The organism is Citrobacter sp. 506 (genome assembly GCF_050434985.1).
Lineage (GTDB): Bacteria > Pseudomonadota > Gammaproteobacteria > Enterobacterales > Enterobacteriaceae > Citrobacter > Citrobacter braakii.
On the sequence record NZ_JBNDJN010000004.1, the window covers coordinates 114,538 to 131,261 of the forward strand.

Annotated in this window: 19 protein-coding genes and 2 pseudogenes; 17 read left to right on the forward strand and 4 right to left on the reverse strand. The window is 50.8% G+C overall.

What is annotated here, in order from left to right; genetic code table 11:
• Positions 1–65: 65 nt before the first annotated feature.
• The gene (locus ABIE10_RS16030; RefSeq protein WP_269149342.1) at positions 66–203 is read right to left on the reverse strand and encodes a hypothetical protein; all 138 of its coding nucleotides are present in this window, start codon (positions 201–203) and stop codon (positions 66–68) included.
• A 538-nt stretch (positions 204–741) separates the two neighbouring features.
• On the opposite strand from ABIE10_RS16030, the gene metK reads away from it, so the two are divergent.
• From metK to ruvX, 8 genes are all read left to right on the forward strand, one after another.
• A complete protein-coding gene (gene metK / locus ABIE10_RS16035) occupies positions 742–1,896 on the forward strand; it encodes a methionine adenosyltransferase (RefSeq protein ID WP_003027071.1) in 1,155 nt (384 codons plus the stop codon).
• Positions 1,897–2,294: 398 nt separating this feature from the next.
• On the forward strand, positions 2,295–3,689 hold the full coding sequence (gene galP / locus ABIE10_RS16040) for a galactose/proton symporter (RefSeq protein WP_016154390.1): 1,395 nt from the start codon (positions 2,295–2,297) through the stop codon (positions 3,687–3,689).
• A 77-nt stretch (positions 3,690–3,766) separates the two neighbouring features.
• The gene (locus ABIE10_RS16045; RefSeq protein WP_429156291.1) at positions 3,767–4,264 is read left to right on the forward strand and encodes a SprT family zinc-dependent metalloprotease; all 498 of its coding nucleotides are present in this window, start codon (positions 3,767–3,769) and stop codon (positions 4,262–4,264) included.
• Between the two features lie 94 nt (positions 4,265–4,358).
• Positions 4,359–5,066 (forward strand): deoxyribonuclease I, encoded by a 708-nt coding sequence (gene endA / locus ABIE10_RS16050; RefSeq protein ID WP_016154392.1) that lies wholly within the window; start codon positions 4,359–4,361, stop codon positions 5,064–5,066.
• Between the two features lie 75 nt (positions 5,067–5,141).
• On the forward strand, positions 5,142–5,873 hold the full coding sequence (gene rsmE / locus ABIE10_RS16055) for a 16S rRNA (uracil(1498)-N(3))-methyltransferase (RefSeq protein WP_181220827.1): 732 nt from the start codon (positions 5,142–5,144) through the stop codon (positions 5,871–5,873).
• 12 nt (positions 5,874–5,885) lie between these two features.
• On the forward strand, positions 5,886–6,833 hold the full coding sequence (gene gshB, locus ABIE10_RS16060; protein WP_016154394.1) for a glutathione synthase: 948 nt from the start codon (positions 5,886–5,888) through the stop codon (positions 6,831–6,833).
• Between the two features lie 176 nt (positions 6,834–7,009).
• A complete protein-coding gene (locus ABIE10_RS16065; protein ID WP_016154395.1) occupies positions 7,010–7,573 on the forward strand; it encodes a YqgE/AlgH family protein in 564 nt (187 codons plus the stop codon).
• A complete protein-coding gene (gene ruvX / locus ABIE10_RS16070) occupies positions 7,573–7,989 on the forward strand; it encodes a Holliday junction resolvase RuvX (RefSeq protein ID WP_003825428.1) in 417 nt (138 codons plus the stop codon). The genes ABIE10_RS16065 and ruvX overlap by 1 nt, the downstream gene beginning before the upstream one ends.
• On the opposite strand, the gene ABIE10_RS16075 is transcribed toward ruvX, so the two are convergent.
• Positions 7,986–8,966, reverse strand: coding sequence for a type IV pilus twitching motility protein PilT (locus ABIE10_RS16075; RefSeq protein ID WP_279265517.1), 981 nt, complete (start codon positions 8,964–8,966; stop codon positions 7,986–7,988). The genes ruvX and ABIE10_RS16075 overlap by 4 nt on opposite strands.
• 17 nt (positions 8,967–8,983) lie before the next feature.
• Between ABIE10_RS16075 and ABIE10_RS16080 the strand changes: the two are divergent.
• Positions 8,984–9,154 (forward strand): annotated as a pseudogene (locus tag ABIE10_RS16080) (YggS family pyridoxal phosphate enzyme); the annotation flags it as partial.
• A 5-nt stretch (positions 9,155–9,159) separates the two neighbouring features.
• Here ABIE10_RS16080 and ABIE10_RS16085 read toward each other — a convergent pair.
• Positions 9,160–9,579, reverse strand: a complete 420-nt coding sequence (locus ABIE10_RS16085) for a DUF3828 domain-containing protein (protein ID WP_181633271.1) — start codon at positions 9,577–9,579, stop codon at positions 9,160–9,162.
• A 515-nt stretch (positions 9,580–10,094) separates the two neighbouring features.
• A pseudogene (locus ABIE10_RS16090) lies at positions 10,095–10,220 on the reverse strand (type IV pili twitching motility protein PilT); the annotation flags it as partial.
• 17 nt (positions 10,221–10,237) lie between these two features.
• Between ABIE10_RS16090 and ABIE10_RS16095 the strand changes: the two are divergent.
• From ABIE10_RS16095 to ABIE10_RS16130, 8 genes are all read left to right on the forward strand, one after another.
• On the forward strand, positions 10,238–10,942 hold the full coding sequence (locus ABIE10_RS16095) for a YggS family pyridoxal phosphate-dependent enzyme (RefSeq protein ID WP_016154400.1): 705 nt from the start codon (positions 10,238–10,240) through the stop codon (positions 10,940–10,942).
• An 18-nt stretch (positions 10,943–10,960) separates the two neighbouring features.
• Positions 10,961–11,527, forward strand: a complete 567-nt coding sequence (locus tag ABIE10_RS16100; protein WP_016154401.1) for a YggT family protein — start codon at positions 10,961–10,963, stop codon at positions 11,525–11,527.
• Positions 11,524–11,814: a DUF167 family protein YggU gene (yggU, locus tag ABIE10_RS16105; RefSeq protein WP_005123286.1), complete on the forward strand. Its 291-nt coding sequence runs from the start codon at positions 11,524–11,526 to the stop codon at positions 11,812–11,814. Before ABIE10_RS16100 ends, yggU begins: the two co-directional genes overlap by 4 nt.
• 7 nt (positions 11,815–11,821) lie before the next feature.
• Positions 11,822–12,415, forward strand: coding sequence for an XTP/dITP diphosphatase (locus ABIE10_RS16110; RefSeq protein WP_016154402.1), 594 nt, complete (start codon positions 11,822–11,824; stop codon positions 12,413–12,415).
• Positions 12,408–13,544, forward strand: a complete 1,137-nt coding sequence (gene hemW, locus ABIE10_RS16115; protein WP_019077663.1) for a radical SAM family heme chaperone HemW — start codon at positions 12,408–12,410, stop codon at positions 13,542–13,544. The genes ABIE10_RS16110 and hemW overlap by 8 nt, the downstream gene beginning before the upstream one ends.
• Positions 13,545–13,857: 313 nt before the next feature.
• Entirely contained in the window at positions 13,858–14,844 is a 987-nt protein-coding gene (locus tag ABIE10_RS16120; RefSeq protein ID WP_016157444.1) for a TRAP transporter substrate-binding protein, read from the forward strand.
• A 44-nt stretch (positions 14,845–14,888) separates the two neighbouring features.
• On the forward strand, positions 14,889–15,392 hold the full coding sequence (locus ABIE10_RS16125; RefSeq protein WP_065554317.1) for a TRAP transporter small permease: 504 nt from the start codon (positions 14,889–14,891) through the stop codon (positions 15,390–15,392).
• Complete coding sequence (locus ABIE10_RS16130; RefSeq protein ID WP_047499276.1) at positions 15,392–16,693, forward strand: TRAP transporter large permease; 1,302 nt, start codon at positions 15,392–15,394, stop codon at positions 16,691–16,693. Before ABIE10_RS16125 ends, ABIE10_RS16130 begins: the two co-directional genes overlap by 1 nt.
• Positions 16,694–16,724: the final 31 nt, after the last annotated feature.

Genomic DNA, 16,724 nt, shown 5'->3' on the forward strand with positions numbered 1-16,724 from the left:
AATGCTTACGGTTCGGCGAAACCACGAGAAAACTCTTGTTTACCAAGAGCGCCCTTGTTCAGTTCTTAGTGACCGTTGCCGGCCCTGGAGTCCTGAGAAGCGCCGAGATGGGTATAACATCGGCAGGTATGCAAGATGCAGATTGCGGGGGACATATGTACACCAGAACGGTGCGACAGATTCAGCAGAATACAACGGTTCATTATCTCGTATCACCTCCACGGTTGCTCCTGACGGAACGAACCCACAAGCCAAAGCTAAAGTTTTAACCCGGCTGGAAGTGGCAACACGATGAAAACGTCGTGTGCTTTTTTGTCTATCCTCAATAAATCGAGTTGCGGGAAGGCGGCAACGCAGTGAATCCCCGGGCGCTTACAGGAGTAAGTGACTGGGCGAGTATTGCCAACGCACATGCAACTTGAAGTATGACGGATATGAGCCGCGCGCCGCGTTTTATACCGACAACAGTACGAAAAAGCAAAAGATAAATACGCGCATTGCCAGCACCGTCAGGAAAAATTTCCAGTTACATTTTCAGTACAATGCGAGCTCAATCAAAAAAAGCTGGAAATCAGGCGCAGAACCGCCTTAAAATAGCCGTCCAGATGTTAATCCATCTATACCGATTAACACTCAGACTGCCAGTGTCCGTCATCTGCAGACTCATGGTAGAATCTTCTACACATGGCTATTCCACTCGACAGTTTGAGCTAACTACATTCTCCTTAGGTGAAATTAAATATGGCAAAACACCTTTTTACGTCCGAGTCCGTATCAGAAGGGCATCCTGACAAAATCGCTGACCAAATCTCTGATGCCGTGCTGGATGCAATCCTGGAGCAGGATCCGAAAGCACGCGTTGCCTGCGAGACCTACGTCAAAACCGGCATGGTTTTAGTTGGCGGTGAGATCACCACCAGCGCATGGGTTGATATCGAAGAGATCACCCGTAACACGGTTCGCGAAATTGGCTATGTGCATTCCGACATGGGCTTTGATGCCAACTCTTGCGCGGTACTGAGCGCGATTGGTAAACAGTCTCCGGACATCAACCAGGGTGTTGACCGTGCGGATCCGCTGGAACAGGGCGCAGGCGACCAGGGTCTGATGTTTGGTTATGCAACCAACGAAACCGACGTGCTGATGCCAGCCCCGATTACCTATGCTCACCGTCTGGTGCAGCGTCAGGCTGAAGTGCGTAAAAACGGCACCTTATCCTGGCTGCGCCCGGATGCAAAAAGCCAGGTAACCTTCCAGTATGACGACGGTAAAATCGTCGGTATTGATGCGGTTGTTCTGTCGACTCAGCACTCTGAAGATATCGATCAGAAATCGCTGCAAGAAGCCGTTATGGAAGAGATCATCAAGCCGGTACTGCCGACTGAATGGCTGACAGCTTCAACCAAGTTCTTCATCAACCCAACTGGTCGTTTCGTTATCGGCGGTCCAATGGGTGACTGCGGTCTGACGGGTCGTAAAATCATCGTTGATACCTACGGCGGCATGGCCCGTCACGGCGGCGGCGCATTCTCTGGTAAGGATCCGTCTAAAGTTGACCGTTCCGCAGCTTATGCAGCCCGCTACGTAGCGAAAAACATCGTTGCCGCTGGCCTGGCTGACCGTTGTGAGATTCAGGTTTCCTACGCAATCGGCGTGGCTGAACCGACCTCTATCATGGTGGAAACGTTCGGTACTGAAAAAGTGCCTTCAGAGCAGCTGACCCTGCTGGTGCGTGAGTTCTTCGACCTGCGCCCGTATGGCCTGATTCAGATGCTGGATCTGCTGCACCCGATTTACAAAGAAACCGCTGCTTACGGTCACTTTGGTCGCGAACATTTCCCATGGGAAAAAACCGACAAAGCCGCCCTGCTGCGTGAAGCTGCCGGTCTGAAGTAATTCCTCTACGGCTCAATGCTTATGAAGACCAGCCTCGCGCTGGTCTTTTTTTATGTCATTTGCTCTCCTATCCCCCATCGCTATAACCACGCTAATTTCATTTGCTTCAATAACAAATGAAAGCGATTACATAGCACGGTATTTCTATCTACCTTGAATTCACATCTCTTCGTTACCAGCATTGCATCACTGTTACATCATATTTCAGCATTGTCTTAAAATCAGCCAATCAACTTTAATCTATAATAATAAATAATGTTAACTTTCAACTCATTAAACAATAATCCACATGAATGCCAGTGTAACCGATTACACTAATGTGATGTGATTCGCATTTTTTTACCCCGTACTCACCTACCCTTAACATCAACAAAACTAGCTACCCAACGGAGGGCATCATGCCTGACAATAAAAAAACGGGGCATTCCAACAAAGCCATGACATTTTTTGTCTGCTTCCTGGCAGCCCTGGCTGGATTACTTTTTGGCCTGGATATCGGTGTTATTGCCGGTGCTTTACCATTCATCACCGACGAGTTCCAAATTACCCCACACACTCAGGAATGGGTGGTGAGTTCCATGATGTTTGGTGCGGCAGTGGGCGCCGTCGGCAGCGGTTGGCTCTCCTTCAAGTTGGGACGTAAAAAAAGCCTGATGATCGGCGCAATCCTGTTTGTTGCCGGTTCGCTGTTCTCCGCCGCAGCGCCAAACGTTGAAGTGCTGCTGGTTTCCCGCGTGCTGCTCGGCCTGGCAGTCGGCGTTGCGTCTTATACCGCACCGTTGTACTTGTCCGAAATCGCCCCGGAAAAAATTCGCGGCAGCATGATTTCTATGTATCAGTTAATGATCACCATCGGTATTTTAGGTGCGTATCTTTCCGATACGGCGTTTAGCTACAGCGGCGCATGGCGCTGGATGCTGGGCGTGATCATTATCCCTGCCCTGTTACTGCTGGTTGGCGTCATCTTCCTGCCGGACAGCCCGCGTTGGTTTGCGGCTAAACGTCGTTTTGTCGATGCCGAACGCGTTCTGTTGCGTCTGCGTGACACCAGCGCTGAAGCCAAGCGCGAGCTGGATGAAATTCGTGAAAGCCTGCAGGTGAAGCAGAGCGGCTGGGCGCTGTTTAAAGAAAACAGCAACTTCCGCCGCGCGGTTTTCCTTGGCGTTCTGTTACAGGTGATGCAGCAGTTCACCGGGATGAACGTCATTATGTATTACGCACCAAAAATCTTTGAGCTGGCGGGTTACACCAACACCACCGAACAGATGTGGGGGACTGTTATTGTCGGTCTGACCAACGTGCTGGCAACCTTTATCGCCATTGGCCTGGTTGACCGCTGGGGCCGTAAACCTACGCTGATCCTCGGCTTTATCGTCATGGCCGTCGGTATGGGCGTGCTGGGTACAATGATGCACGTGGGTATTCACTCGCCAGCCGCACAATACTTCGCTGTGCTGATGCTGCTAATGTTTATCGTTGGCTTTGCGATGAGCGCCGGTCCGCTGATTTGGGTACTGTGCTCTGAAATCCAGCCGCTGAAAGGTCGCGATTTCGGCATCACCTGCTCTACCGCAACTAACTGGATTGCCAACATGATTGTCGGCGCAACCTTCCTGACGATGCTGAACTCGCTGGGCAGCGCCAACACCTTCTGGGTCTACGGTGGCCTGAACGTACTGTTCATCTTCCTGACCCTGTGGCTGATCCCTGAAACTAAAAACGTCTCTCTGGAACACATTGAACGTAACCTGATGAAAGGTCGTAAACTGCGCGAAATTGGCGCACACGACTAATCTCGTTAGGCTTCCTCCCCCGTGGGAGGGAGCCTTCCTCTTGCAGTCCCTTCCCTGTCGCACTATCCTCTGGCGTTATGAAAACCTCCCGTCTCCCGATCGCCATCCAGCAAGCCGTTATGCGCAGCCTGCGGGAAAAACTCGCTCAGGCCAATCTCAAGCTCGAACGCCAATACCCGGAACCAAAGCTGGTTTACCAACAGCGCGGAACCGCCGCGGGTACCGCGTGGCTACAAACCTACGAAATTCGTCTTAATCCAGTTTTGCTGATGGAGAATGTTGACGCGTTCGTTAACGAAGTGGTGCCCCATGAACTGGCGCATCTACTGGTGTGGAAACACTTTGGCCGCGTACCGCCGCACGGGAAAGAGTGGAAATGGATGATGGAGAGCGTGCTGGGCGTACCGGCCCGGCGCACGCATCAGTTTGAGCTGCAATCCGTGCAGCGTAAGACCTTTACATACCGCTGTAAGTGTCAGGTGCACCAACTGACCGTCCGCCGCCATAACCGCGTTGTACGCGGCGAAGCCACCTACCGCTGCGTTCACTGCGGTGAACCGCTGGTTGCAGAATAATCTTCAGAATTATCAGGAACTTTTCTGATCTAACTGATTGCATACAGGAATGACTTTCGCTACGTTGCGGGCTCGTTTTGACACGGAGTTCGTGATGTACCGTAATCTTTCTTTTGCTGCGGCCCTGTTAGCCGCTGCGTTTTCAGGCTCGGTTTTAGCCGAAGGCATCAACAGTTTTTCTCAGGCAAAAGCAGCAGGCGTTAAAGTTAACGCCGATGCGCCAGGCGATTTCTATTGCGGATGTAAAATTAACTGGCAAGGAAAAAAAGGGGTCGTTGACCTCGAATCCTGCGGCTATAAAGTGCGAAAAAATGAAAACCGCGCCAGTCGAATTGAATGGGAACACGTGGTCCCCGCCTGGCAATTTGGTCATCAGCGCCAGTGCTGGCAGGACGGAGGGCGTAAAAACTGCGCTAAAGATCCGGTCTATCGCAAAATGGAAAGCGATATGCATAACCTGCAGCCCGCGGTGGGTGAGGTCAATGGCGATCGCGCAAACTTTATGTACAGCCAGTGGAACGGTGGCGAAGGCCAATATGGACAATGCACCATGAAGGTTGACTTCAAAGAGAAAGTTGCCGAGCCGCCAGCCCGCGCCCGTGGCGCCATCGCGCGTACCTATTTTTACATGCGCGACCAATACAACCTGACGCTCTCCCGCCAGCAAACTCAGCTTTTTAATGCCTGGAATAAGCAGTATCCGGTCACCGATTGGGAGTGTGAGCGCGACGAACGCATTGCAAAGGTACAGGGGAACCATAACCCCTATGTACAACGCGCTTGCCAGGCGCAAAAGAGCTAACCTACACTAGCAGCAATATTTTTTAACCATGCCCTGGCCTTTTGCAGCCCAGGGCCATGACGCGGATGTTTAACTATGCGCATTCCTCGCATTTATCACCCTGAGCCACTCACTTCCGGCCGCCAAATTTCACTGTGTGAAGATGCAGCCAACCATATCGGCCGCGTACTGCGTATGGGGCCAGGCCAGGCGCTACAGCTGTTTGATGGCAGCAATCAGATATTCGACGCCGAAATCACCCACGCCAGTAAGAAAAGCGTGGACGTGAAGGTGCTTAACGCTGAACTCGACGATCGAGAATCGCCGCTGCACATCCACCTGGGCCAGGTGATGTCGCGGGGTGAAAAAATGGAATTTACTATCCAAAAATCGATTGAACTGGGTGTAAGCCTCATTACGCCACTTTTTTCTGAGCGCTGCGGCGTTAAACTGGACAGCGAACGCCTGAACAAGAAGCTCCAGCAGTGGCAGAAAATCGCCATTGCCGCCTGCGAACAGTGCGGTCGTAATCGGGTGCCTGAAATTCGCCCGGCGATGGATCTGGAAGCGTGGTGCGCCGAACAGGATGAAGGTCTGAAACTGAACCTGCATCCCCGCGCCAGCGCCAGCATCAATACGCTGCCGCTCCCGGTGGAACGCATCCGCTTGCTGATTGGCCCCGAAGGTGGGCTGTCGGCAGATGAAATTGCCATGACCGCACGGTATCAGTTTACTGATATTCTGTTAGGACCTCGCGTTCTGCGTACTGAGACAACTGCGCTCACCGCCATCACCGCGCTACAGGTGCGTTTTGGCGATCTGGGCTAACGGAGAAGAACAATGATCAAGCTCGGCATCGTGATGGATCCCATCGCAAGCATCAACATCAAGAAAGATTCCAGCTTCGCTATGCTGCTGGAAGCGCAACGTCGCGGTTACGAAATTCATTATATGGAAATGGCCGATCTCTATCTGATCAACGGTGAAGCCCGCGCCCGTACACGTACCCTGAGCGTGGAGCAGAACTACGACAAATGGTATGAGTTCAATAGCGAGCAGGATCTCCCGCTGGCAGATCTGGACGTCATTCTGATGCGTAAGGATCCGCCGTTTGATACCGAGTTCATCTACGCAACCTATATTCTGGAACGTGCAGAGGAGAAAGGGACGCTAATCGTCAACAAACCGCAGAGCCTGCGCGATTGTAACGAGAAGCTGTTCACCGCATGGTTTGCCGACCTGACGCCGGAAACACTGGTCACGCGTAACAAAGCGCAGCTGAAAGCCTTCTGGCAAAAACACAGCGACATCATTCTCAAACCGCTGGACGGCATGGGCGGCGCATCTATTTTCCGCGTGAAGGAAGGCGATCCGAACCTTGGCGTTATTGCCGAAACACTGACCGAGCACGGTACCCGTTATTGCATGGCGCAGAACTATCTGCCGGCAATTAAAGACGGCGATAAACGCGTGCTGGTGGTCGATGGCGAACCCGTTCCGTACTGCCTGGCGCGTATTCCACAAGGCGGCGAAACCCGTGGCAACTTGGCAGCCGGCGGTCGTGGCGAGCCGCGTCCATTAACCGACAGCGACTGGGAAATTGCACGTCGCATTGGGCCAACGCTGAAAGCAAAAGGTTTGATTTTTGTCGGTCTGGATATCATTGGCGACCGTCTGACGGAAATTAACGTCACCAGCCCAACCTGTATTCGTGAAATTGAAGCGGAGTTCCCGGTTTCGATTACCGGTATGCTGATGGACGCCATCGAGGCACGTTTGCAGAAATAAATAAGTTGCCGGATGGCGATGCCTTCGCGTCTTATCCGGCCTACATTTGCACCCCGTAGGCCGGATAAGGCAAAGCCGCCATCCGGCAAAGCTATCTTCAGAGGGTGACATCTTCGCGCTTTGCCCACATACTGGGCTCTGTTGCTTTTTTGAACCAGGAAACAGAACCTCTGACAATGAATTTACAGCATCACTTTCTAATTGCCATGCCTGCTCTCCAGGATCCGATTTTCCGCCGTTCCGTGGTGTATATCTGTGAACACAATGAGAACGGAGCAATGGGGATTATCGTCAATAAGCCTCTGGAAAACTTACAAATTGAAGGGATTCTGGAAAAGCTAAAGATTACTCCAGAAGCACGCGATCCTGCCATTCGTCTGGACAAACCGGTGATGCTCGGCGGCCCGCTGGCGGAAGACCGTGGATTTATTCTACACACCCCGCCGTCACGCTTTGCCTCCAGTATTCGCATTTCAGATAACACTATCATCACCACCTCCCGCGATGTACTTGAAACCCTGGGTACGCAGGAGCAGCCATCCGAAGTGCTGGTTGCGCTGGGCTATTCATCATGGGAAAAAGGTCAACTGGAACAAGAGCTACTGGATAACGCCTGGCTCACTGCTCCCGCAGACCTCAACATCTTATTTAAAACGCCGATTGCCGACCGCTGGCGCGATGCGGCGAAGCTTATCGGGATTGATATTCAGACCATGCCTGGCGTGGCGGGACACGCCTGATGAGCGGAACATTACTCTCTTTTGATTTTGGTACGAAAAGTATCGGCGTCGCGGTTGGTCAACGCATTACCGGTACGGCGAGACCCTTGCCCGCCATCAAAGCACAGGACGGTACGCCAGACTGGAGTTTGATTGAACGCCTGCTAAAAGAGTGGCAGCCGGACGAAATCATTGTCGGCCTGCCGCTCAACATGGATGGCACCGAACAACCCCTTACTGCGCGCGCGCGCAAATTCGCTAACCGCATTCACGGTCGCTTTGGCGTAACCGTAACGCTGCACGATGAACGTTTGAGCACCGTCGAAGCCCGCTCAGGCCTGTTTGAGCAAGGCGGATACCGGGCGTTGAATAAAGGCAAAGTAGATTCCGCTTCTGCCGTTATTATCCTTGAAAGCTATTTCGAGCAGGGCTACTAAAGTCGCCCCTGCGCCTGGCGCTGCTGCTGACTTTGTGCAAACGTCTGCATACCTGTCTGCTGCCCGGTTTGAATCACACCGGGTAGCTGATGCGTTTTCCCTTCGCGGATCAAATTACCCACGGCGGGCGTGTTGACGAGCAGTTCGAATAGCGCCACGCGTCCTCCCTGCTTATCTTCCTCCAACTTTTGCGAAAGTACCGCCCGCAGGCTGTCTGCCAGTTGGTTACGCACCGGATCTTTCTCCTGAGCGGGAAAGGTGTCCACCAGCCGCGCGATGGCCTGCGCCGCCCCTCGCGTATGTAAGGTTGCCAACACCAGATGCCCGGTCTCCGCTGCCGTTAAGGCCAAACGAATAGTTTCCACGTCGCGCAGCTCGCCCAGCAAAATGACGTCGGGATCTTCGCGTAACGCGCCGCGCAAACCGGCAGCAAAAGAAGCGCAGTGTACGCCCACCTCCCGCTGTTGAATAAGACAACGCTGGCTGGTGTAGCGATACTCAATCGGATCTTCCAGCGTCAGAATATGCCCCGCAATATGTTGATTAAGGTACTCCACCATCGCCGCCAGGGTGGTTGATTTACCGCTGCCGGTGGCTCCAGTGACCAGAACTAATCCATTTTCACCGTGCAGCAGTTCAGGTATGGCCTCCGGGGTCTGAAGATCGTCTAAACGAGGACATTCAAGCGGTAGCAATCTTAGCGCCAGCGAGGTTCCCTGCTGATGAGCAAATGCGCTGGCGCGTAGACGCCGGGAGTCCGCCAGCGTAAGGGCAAAATCAATCTGCCCCTGTTCCCGCCACTGTACCTGTTGTTGCTCACTGAGCCAGCACATAAGCAGATCCTCCACGTCAGGGGGAGTAAATGGCGCTATTTCGACTTTTCCACCTATGCGCCAGCGCGCAGGCCATGCATTGCACAGGTGTAGATCCGACACGTTATGCTTTACACTAAGGGCCACTATTTCTTCCATATTCATATGAACATCCTCGGAAAATGAACGATATCGCGCATAACCTGGCACATGTCCGGGACAAAATCTCAGCCGCTGCGACGCGTTGCGGGCGGTCTTCAGAAGAAGTTATGTTGCTTGCAGTCAGCAAAACCAAACCTGCGAGCGCCATCGAAGAAGCCATCGTCGCTGGATTATTTTCAATTGGTGAAAACAACGACTAATAGCGAGTAGTCACGCTCTTGATTTTCCATACACCTTTTTCTTCTACCATGCAGTCAATAACTTTTTGAGATGACTCACCTGTTCCAAATGTCAAATAGACATTGGTACAAATAGGATCAGCTATAATTAGATCAATACTAATATGCTTACTCCAGTCTTCATCTGCAAAATCCTGAACTTTTAGAAAATAATCCTCTTCAAGCTCATTGCTTCTATAAGCTTGCTTTAATTTATTCAATGTATCAATAATAACATAAGGCTCTAATGCCGTCGGATCATCTGCAACTGGGATGATATTATGAGCAATCTGCTTGATATACCAGGCATTGAATTTTAATGCCTGAGTATCAGCAGGTATTATTCCTGCCATAGCAAACGATGAGAATAGAAAAGCAAACAATATCAATCGTTTCATCAGTTATGCCTATAGAGTTTATACGAGGGCTGATTTTTACGATAACCAGGTCCGGGATACACGCCATGTTCGATTGCTGCTGTTACTGCCCTGGCACAATAACCTGCAGCGTGCGCATGAGCATTATTCTTAACAAAATTTATAGCGGCTTCTTTATTCCACATTTGCAAAATCTCATTTATAAACGAAGAGTATGAAATATCACAAAGCGAACCATCACCTTGAACATTAAATGCTTCCAACTCTATTTATTGACATCACAAATATGTCCGCAATCTGTATTTTCGATGTGTATTGCTACTTAATAATAAATGAAGTCATAATATTTACCTTACCAATTATCTAATTTTTTGCTTTATTAGAAATAAATATCATCCCAAATTTTATAACTGTAGAATATTTACACTGGGGCAAACTGGAGCTGAATAAAACGAATTGAAAATCCTGTCAGTTAAATCTGTTTACGTCCTCCTACAGACTCACATTTTTATACTCAGCCTATCTGCAGCCTTACCAGGCGTAGTAAATGGTGCGGTTTCGACTTTTCCACCTATGCGCCAGCGCGCAGGCCATGCATTGCACAGGTGTAGATCCGACACGTTATGCTTTACACTAAGGGCCACTATTTCTTCCATATTCATATGAACATCCTCGGAAAATGAACGATATCGCGCATAACCTGGCACATGTCCGGGACAAAATCTCAGCCGCCGCGACGCGTTGCGGGCGGTCTTCAGAAGAAGTTATGTTGCTTGCAGTCAGCAAAACCAAACCTGCGAGCGCCATCGAAGAAGCCATGACCGCAGGGCAGCGTGCCTTCGGTGAAAACTATGTCCAGGAAGGGGTGGATAAGATCCGCTACTTTCAGGAAAAAGGCGTTAACGATCTGCAGTGGCACTTTATCGGCCCGCTGCAGTCGAACAAAAGTCGTCTGGTCGCTGAACATTTTGACTGGTGCCATACAATTGATCGTCTGCGTATCGCTGCCCGTCTGAGCGAACAGCGCCCTGCGGAACTGCCGCCGCTCAATGTGTTGATTCAGATTAATATCAGCGATGAGAACAGTAAGTCAGGTATTCCGCTTGCAGAGCTTGATGCACTGGCCGCTGAAGTCGCCGCGTTGCCACGGATTACCCTGCGTGGTCTGATGGCGATTCCGGCGCCAGAGTCAGATTATGTAAGGCAGTTTGAAGTTGCACAGCAAATGGCGGTAGCATTTGCCGGGTTGAAAACACGTTACCCAAGTATCGACACGCTCTCACTGGGGATGTCTGATGATATGGATGCCGCCATTGCGGCGGGTAGCACGATGGTGCGCATCGGCACTGCCATTTTTGGTGCTCGTGATTACACTAAAAAATAAGGAAAACTAAGGAACACCATGAATACGTTGACCTTCCTGCTCTCAACGGTAATTGAGCTGTATACCATGGCGCTGCTGCTGCGCGTGTGGATGCAATGGTCTCGCTGCGATTTCTACAACCCGTTCTCGCAGTTTATTGTGAAAATCACTCAGCCCATTATTGGGCCGTTACGCCGTATCATTCCGCCGATGGGGCCAATTGACAGCGCATCGGCATTAGTTGCGCTCGTTCTGAGCTTTATCAAGGCCATCGTGCTGTTTAAGGTGGTTACGTTCCAGCCGATCATCTGGATCGCCGCCGTGCTGATTGTCCTGAAGACTATCGGACTGCTGATTTTCTGGGTTCTGCTGGTGATGGCGATTATGAGCTGGGTCAGCCAGGGCCGCAGCCCTGTGGAGTACGTGCTGATTCAACTGGCGGATCCGCTGCTGCGTCCTATTCGTCGCTTACTTCCAGGCATGGGCGGGATCGATTTCTCGCCAATGATCCTGGTTCTGCTGCTGTATGTCATTAACATGGGCATCGCAGAAGTGTTACAGGCGACAGGTAACATGCTGCTGCCGGGGCTGTGGATGGCGCTATGAGTGCCGTTACCCCCTGCGATGACGGTCTGGTTTTACGGCTCTACATTCAGCCTAAAGCCAGCCGTGACAGTATTGTAGGTTTACATGGCGACGAGCTAAAAGTCGCCATTACCGCCCCACCGGTTGATGGGCAAGCCAATAGCCATCTGGTGAAGTTTCTCGGCAAACAGTTCCGTGTGGCAAAAAGCCAGGTCGTCATTGAGAAGGGCGAGCTTGGTCGTCACAAACAGGTTAAAATCATTCATCCGCAACAGATCCCGCCCGAAATTGCGGCGCTAACTGATTAGGTATCCCATGCAAAAAGTTGTCCTCGCGACCGGCAACGCCGGTAAAGTGCGTGAACTCGCCTCTCTTCTGAGTGATTTCGGTCTTGATGTTGTTGCCCAAACGGATCTGGGTGTTGATTCTGCAGAAGAGACCGGGCTGACGTTTATTGAGAACGCCATTCTGAAGGCTCGTCATGCCGCGCAAATTACCGGTTTACCCGCCATTGCTGATGACTCCGGTCTGGCGGTAAATGCCCTTGGCGGCGCGCCGGGCATCTATTCAGCCCGCTATTCCGGCGAAGATGCAACCGATCAGCAGAACCTGGAAAAACTGCTCCACACCCTGCAGGATGTTCCTGATGACAAGCGCCAGGCACAATTCCACTGCGTGCTGGTGTATATGCGCCATGCAGACGATCCAACACCTGTGGTTTGCCACGGACGCTGGCCGGGCGTTATTGCCCGTGAACCTGCCGGAAACGGTGGTTTTGGCTACGACCCAATCTTCTTTGTGCCCTCTGAAGGGAAAACCGCCGCCGAACTGACCCGCGAAGAAAAGAGTGCGATTTCTCACCGCGGACAAGCACTGAAGCTGCTGCTGGATGCCCTGCGTAATGGTTAAGCTTCCGCCGTTAAGTCTTTACATACACATCCCGTGGTGCGTGCAGAAATGCCCGTACTGCGACTTCAACTCGCATGCGCTTAAAGGCGAAGTCCCTCATGACGACTATGTGCAGCATCTGCTGAGCGATCTGGATTCTGAGGTGGCCCACGCCCAGGGCCGCGAGGTAAAGACGATTTTTATCGGTGGTGGTACGCCGAGCCTGCTTTCTGGCCCGGCAATGCAAACGCTGCTCGACGGCGTGCGCGCACGGCTGAATCTCGCCGCAGATGCAGAAATCACGATGGAGGCGAATCCCGGTACGGTGGAAGCCGATCGCTTTGTGGATTATCAACGTGCTGGCGTAAACCGTATCTCCATTGGTGTACAGAGCTTTAGCTCCGCCAAACTCGAACGTCTGGGACGTATTCACGGGCCGGAAGAAGCCAAACGTGCAGCGCACCTGGCGAGCGGTCTGGGACTACGCAGCTTTAACCTCGACCTGATGCACGGTTTACCGGATCAGACGCTGGAAGAGGCGCTGAGCGATTTACAGCAGGCCATCGCGCTCAACCCGCCGCATCTTTCCTGGTATCAGTTGACCATCGAGCCGAATACGCTGTTCGGGTCCCGACCACCGGTATTACCGGACGACGACGCGCTGTGGGATATTTTTGAGCAAGGCCACCAGTTGCTGACCGCCGCGGGGTATCAGCAGTACGAAACCTCAGCCTACGCCAGACCGGGTTATCAGTGTCAGCACAACCTAAATTACTGGCGTTTTGGCGACTATCTAGGCATTGGCTGCGGCGCGCACGGCAAAGTCACTTTCCCTGACGGTCGCATCCTGCGCACGACCAAAACGCGACATCCGCGCGGATACATGCAAGGACGTTATCTGGAAAGCCAGCGAGATGTCGCCGAGGCCGATAAGCCGTTTGAGTTCTTTATGAACCGTTTCCGGCTGCTGGAAGCCGCGCCTCGCGCGGAGTTCACGCAATATACCGGGCTTACCGAAGACGTTATTCGTCGACAGATCGATGAGGCCATTGCCCAGGGCTATCTGAGTGAATGCGATGAATACTGGCAGATTACCCAACACGGTAAGCTATTTTTGAATTCTCTGCTGGAGCTGTTTCTGGCGGAGTGATCTCTGTGCGCCTGTCGGCGCATTTTCTTCTACAAATTCCTTTAAATATTGTACTCGGAAAAACCGAGTACAATGCACGTCATTTATTGACAATAACCATATTAATTATTTTATTCATTTTAAATAGCCTCTTCACCAACATAAATATATTGAACACAGCGCACAAAATAAGATCAAACTGCTGCCATGCAAAAGGTATGTGATCTATATAGTGGATAGATGTCTGACAACTATATTAATTTATCATACAGAAAAAGGTGAACCATCATCAGATGTCAACCAATTACTGTACCTTAAAGCACGGAGCTTACTTATGAAAATCAAAACCTTTTCCCGCTCGCTAGTCTGTGCGTCCTTGTTGGCGCTACTTAGCACTGGCGCAAATGCTGCTGAAAAAGTGACTCTCAAACTGGCACACAACCTTGAACGTAGCCATGTGGTTCACCAGGCTTTCGAAGAAATGGCCAAAGAGGTAAAACAACTCTCCGACGGTAAAATGATTGTACGTATATATCCCAGTAGCCAAATGGGTAATGCCCGAGAAACGATGGAGTTGTTACAAAATGGCGCGTTGGATATGACAAAAGGTTCTGCCAGTGATTTAGAGTCATTTGATAATATTTATGCCATTTATAATTTACCTTTCTTATTTAAAGATCAAAACCATTTCAATAACGTTGTATTTGGTGAGGTAGGTAAAGACATTATGGAATCCACAAAAGAAAAGGGATTCTTTGCGTTATCTGCTTACGTTGCCGGCACGCGTAGTTTTTATGCCAAAAAACCTATTACCAAACCAGAGGATCTGAAAGGTCTGAAAGTCCGCGTTCAACCCAGCCCCACAACCATTAAAATGGTTGAACTGATGGGCGGATCGCCGACCCCTATTTCCTTCGGTGAGGTTTATACCGCTATGCAACAAGGTGTAGTGGATGGCGCAGAGAATAACGTTCCATCGTGGGTGCAAACACGTCATATCGAAATAGCTAAAGTCTTCTCCGAAGATGAGCACGCCTCTATTCCAGATTTTCTCGTTATCTCAACCAAAACATGGAATAAGCTGACCCCGGAGCAACAACAGATCCTTCGTCAAGCAGCTAAAAATTCCGAGGCTTATCAACAAAAGTTGTGGGATAAAATCGATGCTGATACCCGCGCTCAAGCAAAAGCTATGGGTGGCGAGATTATCAAAGTTGATAAAGCCCCTTTCCGCGCCGCTGTTCAACCGCTGTTTGATGACTTCAAAAAAGACCCAAAACATGCAGCCCTGCTGGCGAAGTTTGAAGACGCAGTACAATAACCCTTTGGGCCATTGATTGGCCCTGTTTCACCAGGAAACTCACCATGATATTTAACCGCCTTAAGCTTGCGGTAGACCGCGTCATTGCCGCATTTTCGGTCATCGTAATGATTGCGCTGGTAGTGTGCGTAGTCTGGCAAGTTTTTAGCCGCTACGTGCTCAATCAGCCCAGCACCTTAACTGACGAACTGGCACGCTTCTTAATGATCTGGGTCGGATTATTAGGTGCAGCCTATACCGTAGGCGCCCAGCGCCACCTGTCTATCGATCTACTGTTCATGTCGATTAATAAACGTAAACAGGCGTTATTGAGCTTATTCATTAATCTGCTGATTTTTGGCTTTGCAGGTTCAGTCATCGTTACCGGCGGTATCAAGCTGATTAATAAAACGCTGGCAACGGTGCAAGTTTCTGCGGCTATGCAAATTCCAATGGGTTACGTGTATATCATCCTGCCGCTCAGCGGCGCAGTCATGATGTTCTATGCCCTGTGGTTTATTCACCAAAATATTCAGCAACTGAAACAATCTTCGCAGGGAGTAATTTGATGGAAGGCTATATCGCACTAACCCTGTTTGGCTGCTTCTTTGTCCTGGTGTTCATTGGCGTACCTATTTCGTTCTCCATCGGTATCGCCACTGTAGCCTCAATGCTGCTGATGTTTCCTTGGGATGTTGCCGTTATCACTGTCTCTCAACGTCTGGCAAACGGATTAGATAATTTTGCCCTATTGGCGATCCCGTTTTTCATTTTCGCAGGTACGCTGATGAACAGCGGTGGGATCGCCATCCGGCTAATTAACCTGGCGCAGGTGATGGTTGGGCGAGTTCCCGGCTCACTTGGTCATGTCAACGTGCTGGCAAACATGATGTTTGGTTCGATATCCGGCTCTGCCGTTGCCGCTGCTGCAGCCGTTGGCGGTACGCTTAATCCTATTCAGACAAAGCAAGGATACGACCCAACCTTCTCGACAGCCGTTAACGTTTCCTCCTGTATTACCGGGCTGTTAATTCCACCATCAAATGTGTTAATTGTGTTTTCTCTTACTGCTGGCGGTGTTTCAGTTGCTTCGTTGTTTATGGCGGGTTATTTACCAGGGATCCTGATGGGGCTTTCGATCATGGTGGTATGCGCCATTATCGCCAAACGCCGTGGTTATCCCCTGTCGGAAAGGCCAACCTGCGCACAGGCAGTAAAAGCACTTCTGGATGCGCTACCGAGTCTGTTACTGGTCATCATTGTGATGGGGGGTATTTTAGGTGGGATCTTTACCGCAACAGAAGCCTCAGCGATTGCGGTCGTCTACACCTTCATTCTCTCGGTGCTGATTTACCGGGAAGTAAAATGGCGTGATTTACCAAAGCTGATCCTGGAATCAGTCGTGATGACCTCTATCGTACTGTTACTGATCGGCTTCTCTGTCGGCATGTCCTGGGCGATGACCAATGCCGATATTCCCTACATGATCAGTGACACATTAATGGGTATTTCCGATAATCCACTGATCATCCTACTGTTAATCAATATTGTACTACTGGTTGTTGGGATCTTTATGGATATGACACCGGCAGTCCTGATCTTTACCCCCATTTTCTTGCCAATCGCTCAAGAGTTAGGTATGGATCCGGTACATTTCGGCATCATGATGGTCTCCAACCTGTGCATTGGTCTGCTGACACCGCCGGTAGGAAGTGCATTGTTTGTAGGCTGTTCGATTTCTGGCGTGAAGATCCAGCAATTGATCAAACCCCTGCTGCCGTTTTACGCCGCATTGCTGGTCGCACTCATGATGATCGTATACATTCCACAGATCTCTCTGTTTATTCCACAGATGCTGGGGTTGATGTAAATACGAAGAGTAACTGCTTCTGGAGAATGCC

Coding starts and splice junctions, on each gene's coding strand:
- ABIE10_RS16095 (WP_016154400.1), top strand. CDS start 10,238: ATGAACGATATCGCGCATAACCTGGCACATGTCCGGGACAAAATCTCA.
- ABIE10_RS16075 (WP_279265517.1), bottom strand. CDS start 8,966: ATGAATATGGAAGAAATAGTGGCCCTTAGTGTAAAGCATAACGTGTCG.
- ABIE10_RS16125 (WP_065554317.1), top strand. CDS start 14,889: ATGATATTTAACCGCCTTAAGCTTGCGGTAGACCGCGTCATTGCCGCA.
- ABIE10_RS16065 (WP_016154395.1), top strand. CDS start 7,010: ATGAATTTACAGCATCACTTTCTAATTGCCATGCCTGCTCTCCAGGAT.
- ABIE10_RS16045 (WP_429156291.1), top strand. CDS start 3,767: ATGAAAACCTCCCGTCTCCCGATCGCCATCCAGCAAGCCGTTATGCGC.
- ABIE10_RS16085 (WP_181633271.1), bottom strand. CDS start 9,579: ATGAAACGATTGATATTGTTTGCTTTTCTATTCTCATCGTTTGCTATG.
- ABIE10_RS16130 (WP_047499276.1), top strand. CDS start 15,392: ATGGAAGGCTATATCGCACTAACCCTGTTTGGCTGCTTCTTTGTCCTG.
- galP (WP_016154390.1), top strand. CDS start 2,295: ATGCCTGACAATAAAAAAACGGGGCATTCCAACAAAGCCATGACATTT.
- ABIE10_RS16110 (WP_016154402.1), top strand. CDS start 11,822: ATGCAAAAAGTTGTCCTCGCGACCGGCAACGCCGGTAAAGTGCGTGAA.
- endA (WP_016154392.1), top strand. CDS start 4,359: ATGTACCGTAATCTTTCTTTTGCTGCGGCCCTGTTAGCCGCTGCGTTT.
- hemW (WP_019077663.1), top strand. CDS start 12,408: ATGGTTAAGCTTCCGCCGTTAAGTCTTTACATACACATCCCGTGGTGC.
- ABIE10_RS16120 (WP_016157444.1), top strand. CDS start 13,858: ATGAAAATCAAAACCTTTTCCCGCTCGCTAGTCTGTGCGTCCTTGTTG.
- rsmE (WP_181220827.1), top strand. CDS start 5,142: ATGCGCATTCCTCGCATTTATCACCCTGAGCCACTCACTTCCGGCCGC.
- ruvX (WP_003825428.1), top strand. CDS start 7,573: ATGAGCGGAACATTACTCTCTTTTGATTTTGGTACGAAAAGTATCGGC.
- metK (WP_003027071.1), top strand. CDS start 742: ATGGCAAAACACCTTTTTACGTCCGAGTCCGTATCAGAAGGGCATCCT.
- ABIE10_RS16100 (WP_016154401.1), top strand. CDS start 10,961: ATGAATACGTTGACCTTCCTGCTCTCAACGGTAATTGAGCTGTATACC.
- gshB (WP_016154394.1), top strand. CDS start 5,886: ATGATCAAGCTCGGCATCGTGATGGATCCCATCGCAAGCATCAACATC.
- yggU (WP_005123286.1), top strand. CDS start 11,524: ATGAGTGCCGTTACCCCCTGCGATGACGGTCTGGTTTTACGGCTCTAC.
- ABIE10_RS16030 (WP_269149342.1), bottom strand. CDS start 203: ATGAACCGTTGTATTCTGCTGAATCTGTCGCACCGTTCTGGTGTACAT.